The organism is Streptomyces sp. NPDC008121 (genome assembly GCF_042957155.1).
In the GTDB taxonomy this organism is placed as follows: Bacteria; Actinomycetota; Actinomycetes; order Streptomycetales; family Streptomycetaceae; genus Streptomyces.
Map to the genome: position 1 here is coordinate 388,808 of NZ_JBIBHT010000005.1, position 15,700 is coordinate 404,507.

Annotated in this window: 13 protein-coding genes; 5 read left to right on the forward strand and 8 right to left on the reverse strand. The window is 70.1% G+C overall.

All coding sequences use genetic code 11. The features are described from left to right. Positions 1–62: 62 nt before the first annotated feature. Entirely contained in the window at positions 63–683 is a 621-nt protein-coding gene (locus ACFZBD_RS19340) for a cytochrome c oxidase subunit 3 (RefSeq protein WP_391140795.1), read from the reverse strand. A 177-nt stretch (positions 684–860) separates the two neighbouring features. Here ACFZBD_RS19340 and ACFZBD_RS19345 point away from each other — a divergent pair, with 177 nt between their 5' ends. After that, complete coding sequence (locus ACFZBD_RS19345; protein WP_391140796.1) at positions 861–1,262, forward strand: hypothetical protein; 402 nt, start codon at positions 861–863, stop codon at positions 1,260–1,262. Positions 1,263–1,270: 8 nt separating this feature from the next. On the opposite strand, the gene ACFZBD_RS19350 is transcribed toward ACFZBD_RS19345, so the two are convergent. The 4 genes from ACFZBD_RS19350 to coxB form a co-directional block, all read right to left on the reverse strand. Continuing rightward, positions 1,271–2,524, reverse strand: a complete 1,254-nt coding sequence (locus ACFZBD_RS19350; RefSeq protein WP_391140797.1) for an Ig-like domain-containing protein — start codon at positions 2,522–2,524, stop codon at positions 1,271–1,273. Positions 2,525–2,645: 121 nt separating this feature from the next. Further along, positions 2,646–3,044, reverse strand: coding sequence for a cytochrome c oxidase subunit 4 (locus ACFZBD_RS19355; protein ID WP_391140798.1), 399 nt, complete (start codon positions 3,042–3,044; stop codon positions 2,646–2,648). Next, entirely contained in the window at positions 3,041–4,777 is a 1,737-nt protein-coding gene (ctaD, locus tag ACFZBD_RS19360) for a cytochrome c oxidase subunit I (protein ID WP_391140799.1), read from the reverse strand. The genes ACFZBD_RS19355 and ctaD overlap by 4 nt, the downstream gene beginning before the upstream one ends. Further along, complete coding sequence (coxB, locus tag ACFZBD_RS19365; RefSeq protein WP_391140800.1) at positions 4,774–5,769, reverse strand: cytochrome c oxidase subunit II; 996 nt, start codon at positions 5,767–5,769, stop codon at positions 4,774–4,776. Before coxB ends, ctaD begins: the two co-directional genes overlap by 4 nt. 286 nt (positions 5,770–6,055) lie before the next feature. Between coxB and ACFZBD_RS19370 the strand changes: the two genes are divergently transcribed. Then, complete coding sequence (locus ACFZBD_RS19370; RefSeq protein WP_391140801.1) at positions 6,056–7,438, forward strand: aminotransferase class V-fold PLP-dependent enzyme; 1,383 nt, start codon at positions 6,056–6,058, stop codon at positions 7,436–7,438. A gap of 78 nt (positions 7,439–7,516) precedes the next feature. Here ACFZBD_RS19370 and ACFZBD_RS19375 read toward each other — a convergent pair whose 3' ends face one another. Then, positions 7,517–8,491, reverse strand: coding sequence for a PfkB family carbohydrate kinase (locus ACFZBD_RS19375; RefSeq protein ID WP_391140802.1), 975 nt, complete (start codon positions 8,489–8,491; stop codon positions 7,517–7,519). A gap of 133 nt (positions 8,492–8,624) precedes the next feature. On the opposite strand from ACFZBD_RS19375, the gene ACFZBD_RS19380 reads away from it, so the two are divergent. Further along, positions 8,625–8,831 carry a hypothetical protein gene (locus tag ACFZBD_RS19380; RefSeq protein ID WP_391140803.1) on the forward strand — a complete coding sequence of 69 codons (207 nt, stop codon included), beginning with the start codon at positions 8,625–8,627 and terminating at the stop codon, positions 8,829–8,831. Positions 8,832–8,909: 78 nt separating this feature from the next. Further along, positions 8,910–10,322: a hypothetical protein gene (locus tag ACFZBD_RS19385; protein WP_391140804.1), complete on the forward strand. Its 1,413-nt coding sequence runs from the start codon at positions 8,910–8,912 to the stop codon at positions 10,320–10,322. 105 nt (positions 10,323–10,427) lie between these two features. On the opposite strand, the gene ACFZBD_RS19390 is transcribed toward ACFZBD_RS19385, so the two are convergent. Then, the gene (locus tag ACFZBD_RS19390) at positions 10,428–10,784 is read right to left on the reverse strand and encodes an iron-sulfur cluster assembly accessory protein (protein WP_018848827.1); all 357 of its coding nucleotides are present in this window, start codon (positions 10,782–10,784) and stop codon (positions 10,428–10,430) included. Positions 10,785–11,047: 263 nt separating this feature from the next. On the opposite strand from ACFZBD_RS19390, the gene nadA reads away from it, so the two are divergent. Further along, positions 11,048–12,229, forward strand: coding sequence for a quinolinate synthase NadA (nadA, locus tag ACFZBD_RS19395; protein ID WP_391140805.1), 1,182 nt, complete (start codon positions 11,048–11,050; stop codon positions 12,227–12,229). Between the two features lie 198 nt (positions 12,230–12,427). Here the strand turns inward: nadA and ACFZBD_RS19400 are convergent, their stop codons facing one another. After that, positions 12,428–15,583, reverse strand: coding sequence for an efflux RND transporter permease subunit (locus ACFZBD_RS19400; protein ID WP_391140806.1), 3,156 nt, complete (start codon positions 15,581–15,583; stop codon positions 12,428–12,430). Positions 15,584–15,700: the final 117 nt, after the last annotated feature.

The window sequence follows — 15,700 nt, forward strand, 5'->3', positions numbered from 1 at the left end:
CGGTGTCAGGATCTTCTGCGTCGATGCTTGCTGGATGTCTCGGTGCGCCGAGAGGCGACCGATTACTTGATCATGTAGATCGTGGCGAAGAGGCCGATCCAGACGACATCGACGAAGTGCCAGTAGTAGGACACGACGATGGCGGCGGTTGCCTGCTCGTGAGTGAACCTCTTGGCGGCGTACGTCCGGCCCAGGACCAGCAGGAAGGCGATGAGACCGCCCGTCACGTGCAGGCCGTGGAAGCCGGTGGTGAGGTAGAACACCGAGCCGTAGGGGTCCGACGAGAGCGACAGGCCCTCGTGCTTGACCAGCTCGGTGTACTCGAACACCTGGCCGCCGATGAAGATCGCACCCATCACGAACGTGATGATGAACCACGACCGGAGCTTCTTCACATCGCCCCGCTCGGCGGCGAAGACGCCGAGCTGGCAGGTGAGCGAGGAGAGCACCAGGATCGTGGTGTTGGCGGCCGAGAACGGGAAGTTCAAGACCGAGGCCTTTTCCGCCCAGTACTCGGCTCCCGTCACCGATCGCAGGGTGAAGTACATCGCGAAGAGGGCCGCGAAGAACATCAGCTCGGAACTCAACCAGATGATGGTTCCGACGCTGGTGAGGTTCGGCCGATTGACCGACGGGTGCGCGTGCCCGGTTTCTACTGTCGTTACTGTCGCCACGACCGACATTATGTCGGTCGCTTATCCCGCCCTCACTCCGGGGGGTGCCGTTCGGAGTGTCAGGGGGGTGTGTCCAGCCCGAACGGCCCATCGAAGTGGCCTCCCAACCGGGGTCGAACCGGTGTTGACGGGGTGTGGGACGGAGTAGCATCCGCCGCATCGGTTGATGACCTTCACGGAGGAACGATGCAGTCGAGCGCCACGGTCCTGGTCTACAGCGACGACGCGAACACCCGCGAGCAGGTGCGGCTCGCCGCCGGCCGCAGGCCCGCGGCGGACGTTCCCCCGGTCGAGTACATCGAGTGCGCGACACTCCCGGCGGTACTGAAGCGCCTGGAGGCGGGCGGGGTGGACGTCTGCGTCCTGGACGGCGAGGCGGTGCCCGCCGGCGGGATGGGCGTCTGCCGGCAGATCAAGGACGAGGTCTTCCACTGCCCGCCGGTGCTGCTGCTGATCGGCCGCCCGCAGGACGCCTGGCTGGCCACCTGGAGCCGTGCGGACGCCGCGGCGACCCTCCCGGTCGAGCCGGTGGAGTTCGCGGCGTCCCTGGCGGCCCTGCTGCGCACCCGCCTCGCGATCGACGCCTGACCCAGGCCCTAAATGGAGGGCCGCAGGCGGGCGAGTTCGGTCGGGGCGGTGGGGTTCTTGGCGTCGGCCACCAGGGCGCTGCCCTGCCGCCACTCGTCCCAGGGCAGGTTCCAGTCGCCGAAGCCGTTGCCGAAGGTGTCCATCGTGTCGCCGTAGCTGTTGACGGTCTTCACGATGTCGCCGGGGCGGACGGTCTCGAAGAACCAGGCCGCGTTCCCGGTCGACATGCCGACACAGCCGTGGCTGACGTTCGCAACTCCTTGCGAGCCGACGGACCAGGGCGCGGCGTGGACGTATTCACCACTCCAGGTGACCCGCGTCGCGTAGTAGACGGGCAGGTCGTACGACTCCGAGCTGCCGGCGGCGATGCCGACGCTGGTGCCCCGCATCCGGACGTAGTACTCCTTGCCAAGGACCACTTTGATGCCGTTACGGGTGGAGAAGCCCGGCTTTCCGGTGGTCACCGGAATGGTGTTGATCACTTCTCCGTTGCGCCGCACGGTCATGTAGTGCGTGCCGGCGTCCGCGACCGCCTCGATCCGGTCGCCGATCGTCAGCTTCAGCGGCTTCGACTCGCCGCCGTAGAGCTTGTCGCCGACCTTGACCCCGGTCAGGTTCGCGCTCACCGCGATCGAGGCGCCGGCCGGCCAGTACTCCTTCGGACGGAAGTGCAGCTTCTCGTTGTCCACCCAGTGCCAGGAGCCCTCGACGGCGGGCGTGGAGCGCACCTTGAGGGCCCGTTCGACCACCGCCCTGGCCGCCTTGTCCTTCACCGGGAGGCTCAGGTCGGCCGTGATGGGCTGCCCGACGCCGTACTTGCCCGCCTCCGGGCCGAACTCCACGGTGAGGGCCCCCTTGGCGGGCGCCGTCTCGAACGTGTACGTACGGCTGCCGGGCGCGCCGTCCTCGTCCTCCGTGGCCACCCTGACGGTGTACCGGGCGCCGGCGGTCAGGGAGCCCGTGGAGCGCCAGCGGAGGCCGTCCGCGGTGAGTTCGCCCGCCAGGTGGTGCCCGGCCGCGTCGACGGCCGTCACATCGGTGATGCGGCCCTCGTCGCCCTTGGCGGTAATCTCCAGCGCCTTGTCCGGGTCGGCCTTCTTGCCGTCCACGGGAGCGTTGAAGGAGATCTGCTGCGCCGCGTCGTAGGGCCTGGTCGACAGCGGGTGGCCCCCGGACCCCGAGCAGGCGGTGACGCCCGCGGTGACGGCGACGGCCAGGAGAGTGCAGCTCACAACAGTCCGAATGCGCGGCGTGTCGTTCATGACATCACCGTAAGAACATTCCTCCGACCCAGCGCGCCGAGTGCTGCAAAAGAGGGGCCCGGCCGCTTCGGTGACGAAGCGGCCGGGCCCCTCGGGGTCCTGCGGGGTGGATCGGGCGCTGCTACTGGTTCTGGTTCTCACCGCGGTAGAACTCGAACACCCAGCCGAAGAGGCCGACCAGGATCAGCGGAGCCGAGAAGTACATGATCCACCAGCCCATGGCGACGCCCAGGAAGGCGAGGGCGCCACCGACGGCGAGCGAGAGCGGCTGCCAGCTGTGGGGGGCGAAGAAGCCCACCTCGCCGGCCTCGTCCGCGACGTCGGCCTCCTTGTCGTCCTGCGCCATCGCGTCGACACGCTTGGCCGTGAAGGCCAGGTAGTAGCCGATCATGATGGACAGGCCGAAGGCCAGGAAGAGCGCCGTGGTGCCGACCGGCTCCTTCGACCACACGCCATAGAGGATCGCCATGGCGAGGATGAAGACGCTCAGCCAGATGAACATCTTGCCCTGGATCTTCACTTGCCGGCCTCCTTCTCACCCGCGAGGGCCTTCTCGGCACCGTGGTTCTCGAGCTGGTCGATCGCCGCGATCTCCGGGTGGTGCAGGTCGAACGCCGGGGATTCGGAGCGGATCCGCGGCAGGGTGAGGAAGTTGTGGCGCGGCGGCGGGCAGGAGGTCGCCCACTCGAGCGAGCGGCCGTAGCCCCACGGGTCGTCGACCTCGATCTTCTTGCCGTACTTGGCGGTCTTCCACACGTTGTAGAGGAACGGCAGGATCGACAGTCCGAGCAGGAACGAGGAGATCGTCGAGATCGTGTTCAGCGCGGTGAAGCCGTCGGCGTCGAGGTAGTCCGCGTAGCGACGCGGCATGCCCTCGGCACCGAGCCAGTGCTGCACCAGGAAGGTGCCGTGGAAGCCGATGAACAGCGTCCAGAAGGTCATCTTGCCGAGCCGCTCGTCCAGCATCTTGCCCGTGAACTTCGGCCACCAGAAGTGGAAGCCGGCGAACATCGCGAAGACCACGGTGCCGAACACGACGTAGTGGAAGTGCGCGACGACGAAGTACGAGTCGGAGACGTGGAAGTCCATCGGCGGCGAGGCCAGGATGACGCCCGTCAGACCACCGAAGGTGAAGGTGATCAGGAAGCCGATCGTCCAGAGCATCGGTGTCTCGAAGGACAGCGAGCCCTTCCACATCGTTCCGATCCAGTTGAAGAACTTCACGCCGGTCGGTACGGCGATGAGGAACGTCATGAAGGAGAAGAACGGTAGGAGGACGCCGCCCGTGACGTACATGTGGTGGGCCCACACGGTCACGGAGAGACCGGCGATCGCGATGGTCGCGGCGATCAGACCGATGTAGCCGAACATCGGCTTGCGGCTGAAGACCGGGATCACTTCGGAGACGATGCCGAAGAACGGCAGGGCGATGATGTACACCTCTGGGTGTCCGAAGAACCAGAAGAGGTGCTGCCACAGCAGGGCACCGCCGTTGGCCGCGTCGAAGACGTGGGCACCGAACTTGCGGTCCGCCTCCAGGGCGAACAGCGCGGCCGCCAGGACCGGGAAGGCGAGCAGGACCAGGACACCGGTCAGCAGCACGTTCCAGGTGAAGATCGGCATGCGGAACATCGTCATGCCCGGAGCGCGCATGCAGATGATCGTGGTGATGAAGTTGACCGAGCCGAGGATCGTGCCGAAGCCGGAGAAGGCCAGACCCATGATCCACATGTCGGCGCCGACGCCCGGCGAGCGGACGGCGTCCGACAGCGGGGCGTAGGCGAACCAGCCGAAGTCGGCCGCACCCTGCGGGGTGAGGAAGCCGGCCACCGCGATGATCGAGCCGAAGAGGTACAGCCAGTACGCGAACATGTTCAGCCGCGGGAACGCCACGTCGGGCGCGCCGATCTGCAGCGGCATGATCCAGTTCGCGAAACCGGCGAACAGCGGCGTCGCGAACATCAGCAGCATGATCGTGCCGTGCATCGTGAACGCCTGGTTGAACTGCTCGTTCGACATGATCTGCGTACCCGGACGGGCCAGCTCGGCGCGCATGAAGAGCGCCATGAGTCCGCCGATGCAGAAGAAGACGAACGACGTGACGAGGTACATCGTCCCGATCGTCTTGTGGTCGGTGGTCGTCAGCCACTTCACCACGACGTTACCGGGCTGCTTGCGCCGTACGGGCAGCTCGTTCTCGTATGAGTCCTCAGCTGCTGCGGCGGCACCCTGGGGTTCGTTGAGGATGCTCACAGTTGCTTCTTCTCCGCGTTCCTGGCCGGGACCGTCTGCTCAATGCCCGACGGGATGTAGCCGGTCTGCCCCTTCTCCGCCAGCTCCTTCAGGTGCTGCTGGTAGCGCTCCGGGGAGACCACCTTGACGTTGAAGAGCATCCGGGAGTGGTCCACACCGCACAGCTCGGCGCACTTGCCCATGAAGGTGCCCTCACGCGTGGGGGTGACCTCGAAGGCGTTCGGGTGGCCCGGGATGACGTCCTGCTTCATCAGGAAGGGGACGACCCAGAAGGAGTGGATGACGTCACGGGAGGTCAGGACGAACCGGACCTTCTCGCCCTTGGGCAGCCACAGGGTCGGGCCCGGGTTGCCGTTCTGCGGGTTCCGGTCGCCCGGGATGCCCGCGTCGTAGACGCCGCCGGCGTTGGCCGGGAACTGTGTCTTGTACCTGTCGGGCAGGTTCTCCAGGTTCTTGTCCGTCTTGGCGTCACCGGTGACACCGGGCACGTCCTCGATGTAGTTGAAGCCCCAGCTCCACTGGTAGCCGACCACGTTGATGGTGTGGGCCGGCTTCGGGGTGAGCTCGAGGAGCTTCGACTCGTCGCGCGCCGTGAAGTAGAAGAGCACGGAGACGATGATGAGGGGGGTGACCGTGTACAGCGCCTCGATGGGCATGTTGTACCGCGTCTGCGGAGGTACCTCGACCTTGCTGCGGCTGCGCCGGTGGAAGATGACGGACCACAGGATCAGACCCCAGACCAGGACGCCCGTGGCGAGCGCAGCCGCCCACGAGCCCTGCCAGAGGGAGAGGATCCGAGGTGCCTCTTCCGTCACCGGGGTGGGCATACCAAGGCGGGGGAAGTCTTCCCAGTTGTACGAGCAGCCGGTGGCTGTCGCCAGGATCAGGCCCGCAGTCAGCACCTGCGGCAGCTTCCGCCGCATCGGGCGCCGAGACGTGGGGGTACCACCCGCGCCTTGGCTGCGGGGGAGGTCGGAGCCGTTGGGACTCACGTAGCGCCTTCCCGAGAGTCTCGGCCCGCGCTGGTCGGCTACGGCCGCCTCGCTGGTCGGTCGCCGCCCCGGCCGCGGGCAGGGGTTTGGATGTTTATGCGGACCAAACCCTACTGGACGCTATTTGGGGTCGCGCGGGGAGGGTGCCCAACGCGCCGTCCGACTCCCCGAAGGGGTGGACTCCGGCATTCCGCGGGTGGGGCCGGCGCCCCCGCGAGGCGGCCGACCGGCGGCATGGACGGGGCATCTGACGGGGGCTCACGGGCGGGGGCTCTACCGTGGTCCGGTGCCCTACTTCGACGCCGCCTCCGCCGCCCCGCTGCACCCCGTCGCCCGCCAGGCGCTGCTTGCCTCCCTGGACGAGGGCTGGGCCGACCCGGCCCGGCTCTACCGCGAGGGGCGGCGGGCGCGGCTGCTCCTCGACGCGGCGCGGGAGGCCGCGGCGGAGGCGGTGGGCTGCCGTCCCGACGAGCTGGTGTTCACTCCTTCGGGGACGCACGCTGTTCACTCCGGGATCTCCGGAGCCCTCGCGGGCCGTCGGCGTGTCGGGGACCGGCTCGTGGTGTCCGCGGTGGAGCACTCCTCGGTGCTGAACGCGGCCGGGGCGCACGCGTCGGCCGGCGGCCGGGTCACCGAGGTGCCGGTCGGCCGGTCGGGCGCGGTGGCGGCCGAGGAGTTCGGGGCGGCCCTGGACGCGGAGACGGCGCTGGCCTGTCTGCAGTCCGCCAACCACGAGGTGGGGACGGTGCAGCCGGTGGCCGAGGTCGCCGAGGCGTGCCGGGCGGCGGGGGTCCCGCTCCTCGTCGACGCGGCCCAGTCGCTGGGCTGGGGGGCGGTCGAGGCCGGCTGGTCGCTGCTGGCGGCGAGCGCGCACAAGTGGGGCGGTCCGGCGGGGGTGGGTCTGCTCGCGGTACGCAAGGGGGTGCGGTTCGCCGTCCGGGGGCCGGTGGACGAGCGCGAGGCCGGGCGGGCGGCCGGTTTCGAGAACCTGCCGGCGATCGTGGCGGCGGCCGCGTCGCTGCGGGCGGTGCGGGCGGAGGCCGCGGCCGAGGCGGTACGGCTCCGGGAGCTGGTGGACCGGATCCGCGGGCGGGTGCCGGAGCTGGTGCCGGACGTGGAGGTGGTGGGCGATCCGGTGCGGCGGCTTCCGCACCTCGTCACCTTCTCCTGTCTCTATGTCGACGGGGAGACCCTGCTGCACGAGCTGGACCGCGAGGGGTTCTCGGTGTCGTCCGGTTCGTCGTGCACGAGTGCGACGCTCACCCCCAGCCATGTGCTGCGCGCGATGGGGGTGCTGAGCGAGGGCAACGTGCGGGTGTCGCTGCCGGCCGGGACGCCGGAGGAGGAGGTGGAGCGCTTCCTCGACGTGCTGCCGGGGGTGGTCGGAGCGGTGCGCGAGCGGCTGGGCGCCCCGGGGCCGGCCGCCACGACCGGCGGTTCGCGGGCGCTGGTGGTCGACGCCCTCGGCAGGCGCTGCCCGATTCCGGTGATCGAGCTGGCGAAGGTGATCGGCGACGTCCCGGTGGGCGGCACGGTGACGGTCCTCGCCGACGACGAGGCGGCGCGGCTGGACATCCCGGCCTGGTGCGAGATGCGCGGTCAGGAGTACCTGGGCGAGGAGGCGTCCCCGGGGGGCGGCACGGCGTACCGGGTGCGGCGGGTGTCGTAGCCGGGGGCGTGGGTGGTCCCGGGGTCCCGGGGCCCGCGTGGCGCGGGCCCCGGGAGCGGGTGGCCGGAGCCGTCCGGCTCAGTTCAGGTGGGTCTGGACCTCGGCGCCGGCCTCGTGGCCGTACGCCTTCACGAACCGCTCCATGAAGTTGGCGCGGCGCAGGGTGTACTCCTGGGTGCCGAGGGTCTCGATCACCAGGGTGGCGAGCATGCAGCCGACCTGGGCCGCGCGCTCCAGGCTGACGCCCCAGGACAGGCCGGTGAGGAAGCCGGCGCGGAACGCGTCGCCGACGCCGGTCGGGTCGACCTTGGCGTCCTCCTCGGCGCAGCCGACCTCGATGACCGGCTCGCCCACGCGCTCGATGCGCACACCGCGCGAGCCGAGGGTGGTGACCCGGTGGCCGACCCGGTCGAGGATCTCCGCGTCGGTCCAGCCCGTCTTGGACTCGATCAGGCCCTTCTCGTACTCGTTGGAGAAGAGGTACGTCGCGCCGTCGAGGAGGGTGCGGATCTCGGAGCCGTCCATGCGCGCGATCTGCTGCGAGAAGTCGGCGGCGAAGTTGATGCCCCGCGCCTTGCACTCCTCGGTGTGGCGCAGCATCGCCTCGGGGTCGTCGGCGCCGATCAGCACCAGGTCGAGGCCGCCCACGCGGTCGGCGACGGCCTTCAGCTCGATCTGCCGGGCCTCGCTCATGGCGCCGGTGTAGAAGGAGCCGATCTGGTTGTGGTCCTTGTCCGTGGTGCAGACGAACCGGGCGGTGTGCAGGACCTCGGAGATCCGCACGGAGCCGGTGTCGACGCCGTGGCGGTCCAGCCAGGCGCGGTACTCGTCGAAGTCGTAGCCGGCCGCTCCGACCAGGATCGGGTTGCCGCCGAGCTGGCCCATGCCGAAGCAGATGTTGGGGCCGACACCTCCCCGCCGGATGTCGAGGTTGTCGACGAGGAAGGAGAGGGAGACCGTGTGCAGCTGGTCCGCGACGAGCTGGTCTGCGAACCGGCCGGGGAAGGTCATGAGGTGGTCGGTGGCGATGGAGCCGGTGACTGCGATACGCACGGCTGGGCGCTCCTGCGGGACGGAGTGGCGTTGACAGTTCACGCTATCGGGCCGGAGGCCCCCCTGCCGAACAGCGGAAACTACCCCAGAGTAGGGCTTTTCACCGAAGCCGTCCCGTGCGTACGGTGCGCGTATGTCCACGCACCCCGCTCCCCGGGAGCCTCAGGAGTCCGAGTTCAGCCTCGCCCAGCTGCGCGGCGACAGCGCGCGGATGGCTCCGCACTGGGTGGTGCCGACGGCCGCGGCGGCCGATCCGGTCTCCCCCTCGCGGATCCACGGCGTCGTCGTCCCGCCCGCCTCGGCACGGCTGATCGCCGCCACGCCCGAGTACGGCGTCTGAGCGACGGAACCAGCCGCTCCCCGTTTCCGTCCCATCCTTGTCTTCGACAGGAAGTCCGGCGGGACGAAGGAGCGTGCGGTGAGCGGTACGGAGAACCCGCGACGGAAGCGTACGGCGCCGTTGGTCGCATCGGTGGCGGCGGGAGTGCTGCTGGCCGCCGGCGGGGGCGTGTACGTCGCCACGACGGCGTCGGAGGGCGGTGACGGCGGAACGAGGAGCGGCGCCGCCGCTCCCCCGCCGCTGAACCTCGACGCCAAGGGCGACACCGGCGGCTCGGGCATCGCGCCCGGCGAGCCGGACCCGAACGACGGCGGAGCCGTCTACAAGGCCAAGGGCCCACTCCCCAAGGGGCCCTCCTCGGCCGCAGTCCACCGGCCCGAGGGCCGGGTCACCTCGGCGGAGGTGACCCGGCTGGCGCAGGCGCTGGGCATCGCGGGCGCCCCGAGGCTGGAGGGCGCGGTCTGGAAGATCGCGCCGGAGAAGGACGCGTCCGGGCTGCGGCTGGACGTGTCCGCCGAGGCTCCGGGCAGCTGGACCGTCTCGCGGCAGGACGGCGGCCCGGCCGGGGACACCTGCCTGAAGGGAAAGGCGTGCCCGCCGCCGGGCGAGCCCAAGCCGCCGCGCGGCGGGGTGCCGGTGAGCGAGGCGGCGGCGAAGGCCGCGGCCGCCCCGGTCCTGAAGGCGATCGGGCAGGGCGACGCGAAGCTGGACGCGACACAGGTGATGAACGGAACCGTACGGGTGGTCAACGCCGACCCGGTCGTCGGCGGGCTGCCGACGTACGGCTGGTCGACCGGCCTCCACATCGGCCCGGACGGCACGCCGGTGGCGGGCAGCGGGCAGCTGAAGGCGCCCGCGCCGGACGGGACGTATCCGGTGCTCGGGGCGCCGAAGGCGCTGGAGGAGCTGAACAAGGCGTCCGGGGAGAAGCCGATCGGGATCGGCGGCTGCGCGACCGACCCGCCGGCGACGACGGACCGCCCGGAGGCGAGCTGCGAGCCGCAGGCGGCGCCGCGCGAGCTGGCCGTGACGGGCGCCGCCTTCGGTCTCGCCTCGCAGTTCGTGGACGGGCGGCGGGCGCTCGTCCCGTCGTGGCTGTTCCGCGTGGAGCCGGCGGCGGGCGAGAAGCCGTACACCGTGGTCCAGACGGCGGTGGCCCCCGAGCACTTGGCCCCGCCGGCGAAGCCGTCCACGCCCCCGGCCCCCGACGAGGGCACGGCCCCCGCGCGTCAGATCGAGTCGTACCGTCTCGACAGCACGGGCACCAAGCTGACGGTGACCTTCTGGGGCGGGGTGTGCAGCACCTACACCGTCACCGCGGACCAGGGGGCGGGGAAGGTCGCGGTCCGGGTGAGCGAGCGGCCGACCGACCCGGGCCGGGCCTGCATCGCCATCGCCGTGGAGGTGACCAAGACGGTGACGCTCACCCAGCCGCTGGGGGCCCGGACGGTGATGGACGCGGCGAGCGGGGAGCCGGTGCCGAAGAAGTAGGCGTGCCGGGGTCCACGCGGGCCGTGGACCCCGGCGGACGCGCGAAGGCGGCCGCCCGGATGACCGGGTGGCCGCCTTCGCGTGGGTCCGCGTCGCCGCTACGGCTCAGCTGAACGAGTCGCCGCAGGCGCAGGAGCCCGTGGCGTTCGGGTTGTCGATCGTGAAGCCCTGCTTCTCGATGGTGTCGACGAAGTCGATGGAGGCGCCGCCCAGGTACGGGGCGCTCATGCGGTCGGTGACGACCTTGACGCCGTCGAAGTCCTTGACGACGTCACCGTCGAGCGAACGCTCGTCGAAGAAGAGCTGGTAACGCAGGCCGGAGCAGCCGCCGGGCTGAACGGCGACGCGCAGCGCGAGGTCGTCACGGCCCTCCTGGTCGAGCAGGGCCTTGACCTTGGCCGCGGCGGCGTCAGACAGGAGGATGCCGTCGCTGACAGTGGTCTTCTCGTCCGATACGGACATCTGCTTCTCTCCCGGGTTGTACGGAGACTGCTTGCCGCCGGTTGCAACCGGCGGGGCCCCGGATTCATTCCGGCTGGAGGCCTAGTCTTTCCCCTTCATGCTCGCACACCGGACCGGCGACCGGTACGCGCCAGTGGACACGGCGCAGCGCGGACTTTCGTCACATCGACACTATGGCCATCGTCAAAGTGACGTGAAGCAGTTATCATAGATAGTGTCATTTAGACGAAAAGGCTCGCTCGCAGACTCGCAGACAAGAAAGGGTGCGTGACGTGACCACCGCCCAGCCCCTGGACGTCCAGCCGACGCCGCTCGCCCTCCTGCTGCTCGGCCGCGAGGCCGACCCCCGGAGCGAGCGCGGCGTGGAGTGCCCCGGCGACCTGCCGTCGCCCTCCGACCCCGACCTGGTGGAGCGCGCCCGCGCCGCCAAGGAGAAGCTCGGCGACAAGGTCTTCGTCCTCGGGCACCACTACCAGCGCGACGAGGTCATCCAGTTCGCGGACGTCACCGGCGACTCGTTCAAGCTCGCCCGCGACGCGGCCGCCCGCCCGGAGGCGGAGTACATCGTCTTCTGCGGCGTGCACTTCATGGCCGAGTCGGCCGACATCCTCACCACCGACGACCAGAAGGTCGTCCTGCCGGACCTGGCGGCGGGCTGCTCGATGGCGGACATGGCCACCGCCGAGCAGGTCGCGGAGTGCTGGGACGTGCTGACCGAGGCCGGGATCGCCGAGCAGGTCGTCCCCGTCTCGTACATGAACTCCTCCGCCGACATCAAGGCCTTCACCGGCAAGCACGGCGGCACGATCTGCACCTCGTCCAACGCCAAGCGCGCCCTGGACTGGGCCTTCGAGCAGGGCGAGAAGGTGCTCTTCCTGCCCGACCAGCACCTGGGCCGCAACACCGCCGTCCGCGAGATGGGGATGACGCTGGAGGACTGCGTCCTCTACAACCCGCACAAGCCGAACGGCGGCCTGACCGTCGAGGAGCTGCGGAACGCCAAGATGATCCTGTGGCGGGGCCACTGCTCGGTGCACGGCCGGTTCTCGCTGGACTCGGTCGAGGACGTGCGGGCGCGGATCCCCGGCGTGAACGTCCTCGTCCACCCGGAGTGCAAGCACGAGGTCGTCGCCGCGGCGGACTACGTCGGCTCCACGGAGTACATCATCAAGACCCTGGAGGCGGCCCCGGCCGGCTCGAAGTGGGCCATCGGCACCGAGCTGAACCTGGTCCGCCGGGTCGCCGCCGCGCACCCGGACAAGGAGGTCGTCTTCCTCGACAAGACGGTCTGCTTCTGCTCGACGATGAACCGGATCGACCTGCCCCACCTGGTGTGGGCGCTGGAGTCGCTGGCCGAGGGCAAGCTCGTCAACCGGATCGAGGTCGACAAGGACACCGAGAGCTTCGCCAAGCTCGCGCTCGAGCGGATGCTCGCCCTCCCGTAACCGCCCCCGGCGCCCGTCAGGGCCGGCCGGAGCATCGCCGAAGGGCGCCCCGCGAGCCGCGGGGCGCCCTTCGGCGTGCCCGGCCCTCTCCGCCCCCGCGGGCGGGACGCCGGAGGCCCGGCTCCGCACCGTGGGGTGCCGAGCCGGGCCTCTTTCCGCCGGGGCCGGGAGCGTCAGGACGTCCCGTACCGCACGGCGTCAGATGTCCAGCCGGTCCAGCGCGTCCAGCAGGGTCGCGTCGCCGGGGGTCACGTCGGGCTGCTCGGGGTCGCCCGAGGAGCCCTCCCGCTTCGCCTTCTTCGCCGCCTTCTTCTTCGCGCGGCGCTCCTTGCGGAGTTCGACCATCGCGTAGAGCGTCGGGACGAGCAGCAGGGTCAGCAGCGTCGAGGTGATCAGACCGCCGATCACGACCACCGCGAGCGGCTGGGCGATGAAGCCGCCCTCGCCCGTGATGCCGAGCGCCATCGGCAGCAGCGCGAAGATCGTCGCCAGGGCCGTCATCAGGATGGGGCGCAGCCGGTGCCGGCCGCCCTCGACGACCGCCTCGACGACGCCCAGGCCCTGGGCGCGGTACTGGTTGATCAGGTCGATCAGGACGATCGCGTTGGTGACCACGATGCCGATCAGCATCAGCATGCCGATCATCGCCGGGACGCCCATCGCGGTGCCGGTGACCACCAGCAGACCGATCGCGCCGGTCGCCGCGAAGGGGATGGAGACCAGCAGGATCAGCGGCTGGATCAGCGACCGGAAGGTCGCGACCAGGAGCATGAAGACGATCGCGATCGCCGCGAGCATGGCCAGGGCCAGGTTGGTCTGCGCGTCGGACTGGTCCTCGGAGAGACCACCGATGGAGGCGGTCGCGCCCTCCGGCAGGTCGAGCGCGTCGATCTTCGTCTGGAGGTCGAGGCTCACCGCACCGGTGTTGTCACCGACCGGCTTGGCCGTGATCGTCGCGGCGCGCGCCCCGTCGATCCGGGTCATCGCGACCGGACCGGGGACGAGCTTCACGTCGGCGATGTCGCCGAGCTTGACCGGCCCGAGCGGCAGGGCCTTCAGGCTCGCCATCGTGGTGGCCGGCTTCGCCGAGGTCAGGACGATGTCCCGCTCGGTGTCGTTCAGGATCGCCTTGCCCGCCGGGGTGCCCCGGACCGCCTGCGCGACGGCCATGCCGAGGGTGGTGTCGTCGAAGCCGAGCTCCGCCGCCTTGGCGTTGGCCTTGACCGAGATCCGCGGCACCGACTGCGACAGGTCGCTCTGGACGTCGGTGACGTCGTCGAGCGTGGCGACCTCGGCCTTGACGGCCTCGGAGGCCTTCTTCAGGGTGTCCGCGTCGGCGGCCTTGACGACCACGCTCAGGTCCTGGCTGCCGAAGCCGTCGCCGGCCGCGATCGTGGTGTCGCCGATGCCGTCGAGCTTCGCCAGCGCCGCGTCGATCGCGTCCCGGGTCTTCTCGTACGAGGCCGAGTCCTCCAGCGTCAGCTGGTACGAGGCCTGGTTGGCGCCCGTGCCACCGCCGAAGGCGGCCATGAAGCCCGAGGAGCCGACGGTGACCTGGTAGTCCTTCACCCCGTCTGTGGAGGCGACGACCTGCTCGACCTTCTTCGCGGCCTCGTCGGCCGCCGCGAGGCTGGTGCCCGGAGCCAGCTCCTGCTTGATGCTCATGACCTCCTGCTCGCCCTGGTCGAAGAAGTTCGTCTTCAGGAGCGGGGCCATGCCGAAGGTGCCGAGCAGCACGACGATCGCGATCGCCACGCTGGTGAGGCGGCGCCGGGTCGCGAACCGCAGGACCGGGACGTACAGGCGCTGGAGCCGGCTCCTGCTCTCCTTCTCCTCCGCGAGGCGCCGGGCCTCGTCCGGGTCCTCCGACGTGCCCTTGGGGGCGCGCAGGAACCAGAACGAGAGGACCGGGACCACCGTCAGCGAGACCAGGAGCGAGGCCAGCAGGGCCGCGGTGACCGTCAGGCTGAAGGAGCCGAAGAGCTCGCCGACCATGCCGCCGACCAGACCGATCGGCAGGAAGACCGCGACCGTGGTGAGCGTGGAGGAGGTCACCGCGCCCGCGACCTCGCGGACCGCGGTGATGATCGCCGCCTCGCGCTCCTCGCCGTAGCCGAGGTGCCGCTTGATGTTCTCCAGCACCACGATCGAGTCGTCGACGACCCGGCCGATAGCGATGGTGAGGGCGCCCAGGGTCAGCATGTTGAGCGAGAGGTCACGGGTCCACAGCACGATCAGGGCGAGGACGACCGAGAGCGGGATGGAGACCGCGGTGACCAGGGTGGAACGGATCGAGGCGAGGAAGACCAGGATCACCAGAACGGCCATGACGAGGCCGAGCGCGCCCTCCGTGGTCAGACCGGAGATCGACTTGGAGACGGCGGGGCCCTGGTCGGAGACGACGGTCAGCTCGGCGCCCGCGCCGAGGTCCTTGCGCAGGTCGGGCAGCTTCTCCTTGACGGCGTCGGAGATGGCGACGGCGCTGCCGTCGTTGTCCATGGTGGCCATCACGGCGAGGCTCGGCTTGCCGTTGGTGCGGGTGATGGAGGCGCGGGTCGCCTCCTCCTGCTTCACCTCGGCCACGTCGGCGAGGCGCACGGCCTTGCTCTTCGCGGGCTTGACGCGCAGGTCCTGGAGCTGCTGCAGCGAGGTGAAGCCGCCGCCGACCTGGACCGTACGGCTCTTGCCGTCCTCGGCGAACGAGCCGGCCGGGACCGTGCCGCCGCCCGAGCGGATGGCCTCGACGAGCTTGCCGGCGTCGAGTCCGGCTGCGGCGAGCTTGGCGGTGTCGGGGGTGACCGAGACCTGCAGGTCCTGGACGCCGTCGACGGAGACCTGGCCGACGCCGTCGATGTCCTCGAGGGCGGGGACGACGGTCCGGTCCAGCTGGTCGGCGAGCGCCTGCTGGTCCTTGTCGGAGGTGACGGCGAGCACGACGGTCGGGATGTCGTCGGTGGAACCGGCGACGACCTGCGGGTCCACACCGTCGGGCAGCGCCACGCGCGCCCGGTTCACGGCCTGCTGAACGTCGGCGACGAGCTGCTTGGTGCCCTCGTCGCCGTAGTCGAAGGTCGCCATGATGACGGCGTTGCCCTCGGAGGCGGTGGACGTGATGCCCGTGACGCCGTCGACGGCCTTGATCGTGCTCTCGAGCGGTTCGACGACCTGCTTCTCGACCACGTCGGGGGAGGCGCCCTGGTACGGGGCCAGGACCGAGACCATCGGCAGTTCGATCGAGGGCAGCAGCTGCTGCTTCAGCTGCGGTATCGCGATCGCCCCGAAGACGATCGCGACGATGGACATCAGCCCTATCAGGGCCCGTTGCGCGAGGCTGAATCTGGACAGCCAGGACATGGGGTCTCTCTTCTGTGGCGTGCTCGGCGGTTCGGTGCGTGACGGCCGACGGGCCTTGAGGGAGGCCCGCTTATACGATCGGCCATGAGAGCCGCCGGCTCCTCGCCCCCGGGGGCC